The sequence below is a fragment of the uncultured Sunxiuqinia sp. genome (genome assembly GCF_963974515.1).
In the GTDB taxonomy this organism is placed as follows: domain Bacteria; phylum Bacteroidota; class Bacteroidia; order Bacteroidales; family Prolixibacteraceae; genus Sunxiuqinia.
The window spans coordinates 1-4941 of sequence record NZ_CAXBDD010000167.1 but is presented as its reverse complement, the minus strand read 5'-3'; the positions used below and the strand labels follow the sequence as shown (position 1 = coordinate 4941).

The window sequence follows — 4941 nt, the reverse complement described above, 5'->3', positions numbered from 1 at the left end:
TTAAGCAAAGTCCTTGATTAGCAGACGAGCATTTGAATGAAAATGAAAGCCCAAATCAGCAGGTTTATTTTGGTCCTGTTCAGCCTGTTCCTGGCAGGAGTGAGCATGGCACAGGAAAGTCAGATCCCTGCTTTTCCTGGTGCCGAAGGATATGGACGATTTACGACCGGTGGACGAGGTGGGCAAGTCATTTATGTGACGACGTTGGAAGATAACGCCAGTCCCGGATCCTTGCGCTATGCCGTGAATCAAACCGGCGCACGGCTGGTGCTGTTCAAAATTTCAGGAACCATTCAATTGAAATCAGCATTAAAAATCACCAAAAATGACCTGACTATTGCCGGACAGTCGGCGCCGGGCGACGGCATCTGTCTGCGCGACTATCCTGTGGAAATCCAAACCGACAATGTCATTCTCCGTTACCTGCGTTTTCGAATGGGTGATGAGACGAATCAAGAAGCTGATGCGTTGTGGGGACGAAACCGAAAAAGCATCATTATCGACCACTGTTCTATTAGCTGGTCAACCGACGAATGTGCATCGTTTTACGACAATGAAAACTTCACGCTGCAATGGAGCATACTTTCCGAAAGCCTCCGAAACTCTGTTCATGATAAAGGGGCACATGGCTACGGCGGGATTTGGGGAGGCCGGAATGCTTCCTTTCATCATAACCTGCTCGCCAGTCACGATAGCCGGAATCCACGGTTTAACGGGAGCCGCTATTCGAATCGGCCGGATGACGAACTGGTTGACTTTCGGAATAATGTAATTTACAACTGGGGAAGTAACAGCGCTTATGCCGCAGAAGGGGGCCGATACAATTTGGTTAATAATTACTACAAACCCGGGCCGGCAACTTCGTCTTCCAAAACAACCCGGATTATTGAATCCTATCCTGATAATGGTTCGAACAACCAGCCTGCCGGAACCTATGGAACTTTTTATGTCGATGGGAATCAGCTAACCGCTAGTTCGGTCGTGTCGGCAGATAACTGGCAGGGTGTCCATATGCACTCCAGCTTTTCAACTTATGCGCCGGGTGTCACACGAGCCGATTTGAAACTGGATTCGGAACTTCCCGCGGGTGGAGTGACCACCCATTCGGCAGAGAATGGTTTTCAGAAAGTGTTGGATTTTGTGGGTGCCAGTCTGGTTCGCGACACGGTTGATAAACGGGTGATTAACGATGCACGAACGGGAACGGCGACCATTATGGATGGCGGAAATGGAAGTACTAACGGAATGATCGATACGCAAAGCGCGGTGGGCGGATGGCCCGAACTGAAATCGACAGAAGCGCCGGCTGACACGGATGGAGACGGCATGCCCGACGTTTGGGAAACAGCCAATAATCTGAATCCAAATAGCGCGAACGATGCCAAGCAGACCAATCTGGATGGAAAGTACACCAATGTTGAGGTTTACCTCTACAGCCTGGTGGCAGCTATTACCGATAATCAAAAGGAAGACGGCGTGACCACGTCAGTTAAACAAATGGAAAAGCGCGATCGGCCGTTGCAGGTGTATTACAATTCAGCTACCAGTGAGCTTAGCGTAAACCATGCTCTCAAAATCGAAAAGCTACAGATTTATTCAATCACCGGAGCTTTGATTTACAGCGAAACAACGAACCAGAAAAGCCTGCAATTTCAAGTTCCAGGTTGGAAGAAAGGGATTTACCTGTTGCGCATTCAGGATGAAAAGAAACAGGTTTACGCCGAGAAATTTAGAAACTATTAGATGACGAAAATGAATTGGAGAAAATCGATACAACTTCTTGTGCTGGCTATAGCTTGGCAAGCTGGAACCGCTTTTGCCGCGACAGATTTTGATTTGGTGGTTTCAAAAGAGGGCGATGGCGATTTTACAACGGTTCAGAAAGCCATTGATGCGGTGCCGGATTTTAGAAAGAACACCACCACCATTTTCATCAAGAATGGGATTTACAAGGAAAAGCTGGTTTTGCCGGCCTCGAAAAATCAAGTGACTTTCATTGGCGAAAGCGTGGAGAAAACAATCATTACCAACGATGACTATGCTTCGAAATTGAATCGGTTTGGCGAAGAAATGGGTACCACCGGATCATCGGGTTTTTTCGTGTTTGGCAATGATTTTACGGCTGAGAATATCACTTTCGAGAATTCGGCAGGACCGGTAGGGCAGGCCGTTGCCGTACGAGTGGATGGCGACCGGATTTGTTTTAACAACTGTCGTTTTTTAGGTTTTCAGGACACTTTGTATCCGCATGGCGAAAACAGCAGGCAGTATTATAAAAATTGCTACATCGAAGGAACGGTCGATTTTATTTTCGGCTGGTCAACCGCGGTTTTTGACGATTGTGAAATTTTTTGCAAATCGGCCGGCTATGTCACGGCGGCCTCCACGCTCGAAGAAAGCGCCTTTGGCTTTGTGTTCTTTCGTTGTAAGATTACCGGCAGTGCGCCCGCTCGCTCGGTTTACCTGGGGCGTCCCTGGCGTCCGTTCTCCAAAACAGCATTCATTGAGTGTGAGCTTGGCGACATCGTCAAACAAGAAGGCTGGCACAATTGGGGAAAGAAAGAGGCAGAAGAAACAGCCACCTACGTGGAGTACAAAAACACTGGAGCAGGGGCAACACCCCAAAAACGGGTGCCTTGGTCGTTTCAATTAACACAGGAAGAACGTGCAAATTATAGTCTGGAAAAGATCTTCGATGGATGGATTCCGGGAGAACCCCTAAATATTGAATCAAAATGAAACGAAAAGCAAAATTTTTTCTGTTGCTGATCATTGGTTTAGCCTTTGTGTCAGCACAGGCGCAACCCGACGAACGATCTAAGGTTTGGATAGCCGACAATGGCGATGGAACTTATACGAATCCGATCCTGCATGCCGATTATTCTGACCCGGATGTCGTGCGGGTTGGCGATGATTATTATATGACCTCATCATCATTTAATTGCGTGCCGGGCTTGCCGGTGCTGCATTCAAAAGATTTGGTGAACTGGGAGCTGATTACCTATGCGCTTCCCAAGCAGCCTCCTTTCGAGGTGTTTGATCAACCTCAACATGGCAATGGTGTTTGGGCACCCTGCATCCGTTACCACGAAGGTGAATTTTATATCTACTATCCCGATCCGGATTTTGGCATCTACCTCACCAAAGCGAAAGACCCGAAAGGACCGTGGTCTGAACCCATTTTGGTGCGTGGTGGCGAGGGCTTGATTGATCCCTCACCGCTTTGGGACGACGATGGCAAGGCCTACTTGGTATACGCCTTTGCCGGCAGCCGCGCTGGTGTGAAAAGCGTGTTGCTGGTGAGCGAGATGACCCCCGATGGTACGCAGTTGCTGGACAACGATGTGGTGGTTTTCGACGGCACGGAGGCTCATCCAACAGTTGAAGGCCCCAAATTTTATAAACGAAACGGCTACTATTACATTTTTGCCCCGGCAGGTGGCGTCTCAACCGGCTGGCAGCTGATTTTGCGTTCGAAAAATATATATGGTCCCTATGAGGAAAAAGTGACGCTCGAGCAAGGATCAACCGATATTAACGGCCCTCATCAAGGCGCTTGGGTTGATACCCCCAGCGGCGAAGATTGGTTTATCCACTTTCAGGATAAGGAAGCCTACGGACGAATTGTCCACCTGCAACCCATGAGTTGGAAAGATGACTGGCCTGTAATGGGCGTTGACCACGATGGCAATGGCATTGGCGAACCGGTTGCTACCTACCAAAAACCCAACGTTGGCGGTAAGTATCCGGTGGTTACGCCTCCTGAGGATGATGAATTTAACACACACGAGTTGGGCATTCAGTGGCAGTGGCATGCCAATCCGAAGCTAACCTATGGTTATCCTTCCGGAAATCTGGGGTACTACCGATTGAATTGCAAACCACGGACTGAGAATTTCGTCAACCTGTGGCCGGTTCCAAATCTACTGCTTCAAAAGCTTCCGGCTGAGGAATTTATGGCGACCACCAAGCTCACCTTCAATCCGAGAGCCGATGGCGAAGAAATTGGTTTTATTGTGATGGGTGAGGACTACCAGTACATCTCCCTGAAGCAAGTGGGTGGCCAATTGGTGGCTCGTGTGGTGCAATGCAAGAATGCCCGCTTGGGAGGAGAAGAGAACGAATTGGATCAACAAAATTTTGAGGGCAACACCGTCTGGTTTCGGGTGAAAGTCAAAGCCGGAGCCATTTGTAGATTTAGTTTCAGTGCCGACGGCAGGAAGTTCACCGAAATGGGCGCGGATTTTTCTGCGGTTCCAGGCCGGTGGATTGGTGCCAAAGTTGGCTTTTTTGCCCTGCGAGATGGTGTGACAAACGACTCAGGAACGACCGATATTGATTGGTTTCGAGTTGAAAAAATTAAACAATAGCGAATGAGTCAATTTTTCACATATCAGAGACTATTGTGCCTGGTCTTGTTTCTTGGATTGGCTCCGATCCTGATTTCCTGCTCTGAGAAAAAGGAGGAGCCAACTGGAAAAATCAATAAAGTTTGGCTGATTGGTGATTCGACCATGGCGAATTATGCGCTGGAAGAAAATTACCAAAGCAACCGTCATCCGATTACGGGCTGGGGGCAGGTGTTTCAGCCATTTATGGCAAAAGACAGTTTGTCTCAGATCAGTCATTTGGTGCAAGCCGACAGCCTGATTGTAGACGACCGCGCCAAAGGTGGACGCAGCACCCGTACATTTTTTCAGGAAGGACGATGGCGGGCCGTTTACAACGAAATGCAGCCGGGCGATCTGGTGTTGATTCAGTTTGGACACAACGATGCCGCGGTAAGCAAAACAGAGCGTTACGTCGACGTGGAAGGCTATCAGGAATTTTTACGGCTGTTTATTCAGCAAACACGCGAAAAGGGAGGAACACCGATTCTACTCACTCCGGTGGCCCGAAACTACCCCTGGGAAAACGGTCGGCTAAAGAATGTGCACGGCG

General features: G+C 48.8%; 4 protein-coding genes. All 4 read left to right on the top strand.

Features of this window, described 5'->3' with window-relative positions:
• The first annotated feature begins 36 nt into the window (after positions 1-36).
• Positions 37-1743 carry a T9SS type A sorting domain-containing protein gene (locus tag AAC033_RS18300; protein ID WP_339740839.1) on the top strand — a complete coding sequence of 569 codons (1707 nt, stop codon included), beginning with the start codon at positions 37-39 and terminating at the stop codon, positions 1741-1743.
• Positions 1744-2739, top strand: coding sequence for a pectinesterase family protein (locus AAC033_RS18295; RefSeq protein WP_339740837.1), 996 nt, complete (start codon positions 1744-1746; stop codon positions 2737-2739).
• Complete coding sequence (locus tag AAC033_RS18290; RefSeq protein ID WP_339740835.1) at positions 2736-4370, top strand: glycoside hydrolase 43 family protein; 1635 nt, start codon at positions 2736-2738, stop codon at positions 4368-4370. The genes AAC033_RS18295 and AAC033_RS18290 overlap by 4 nt, the downstream gene beginning before the upstream one ends.
• A gap of 3 nt (positions 4371-4373) precedes the next feature.
• Positions 4374-4941: GDSL-type esterase/lipase family protein (locus AAC033_RS18285; protein WP_339740833.1), on the top strand; the 568-nt coding region annotated here is incomplete at its 3' end.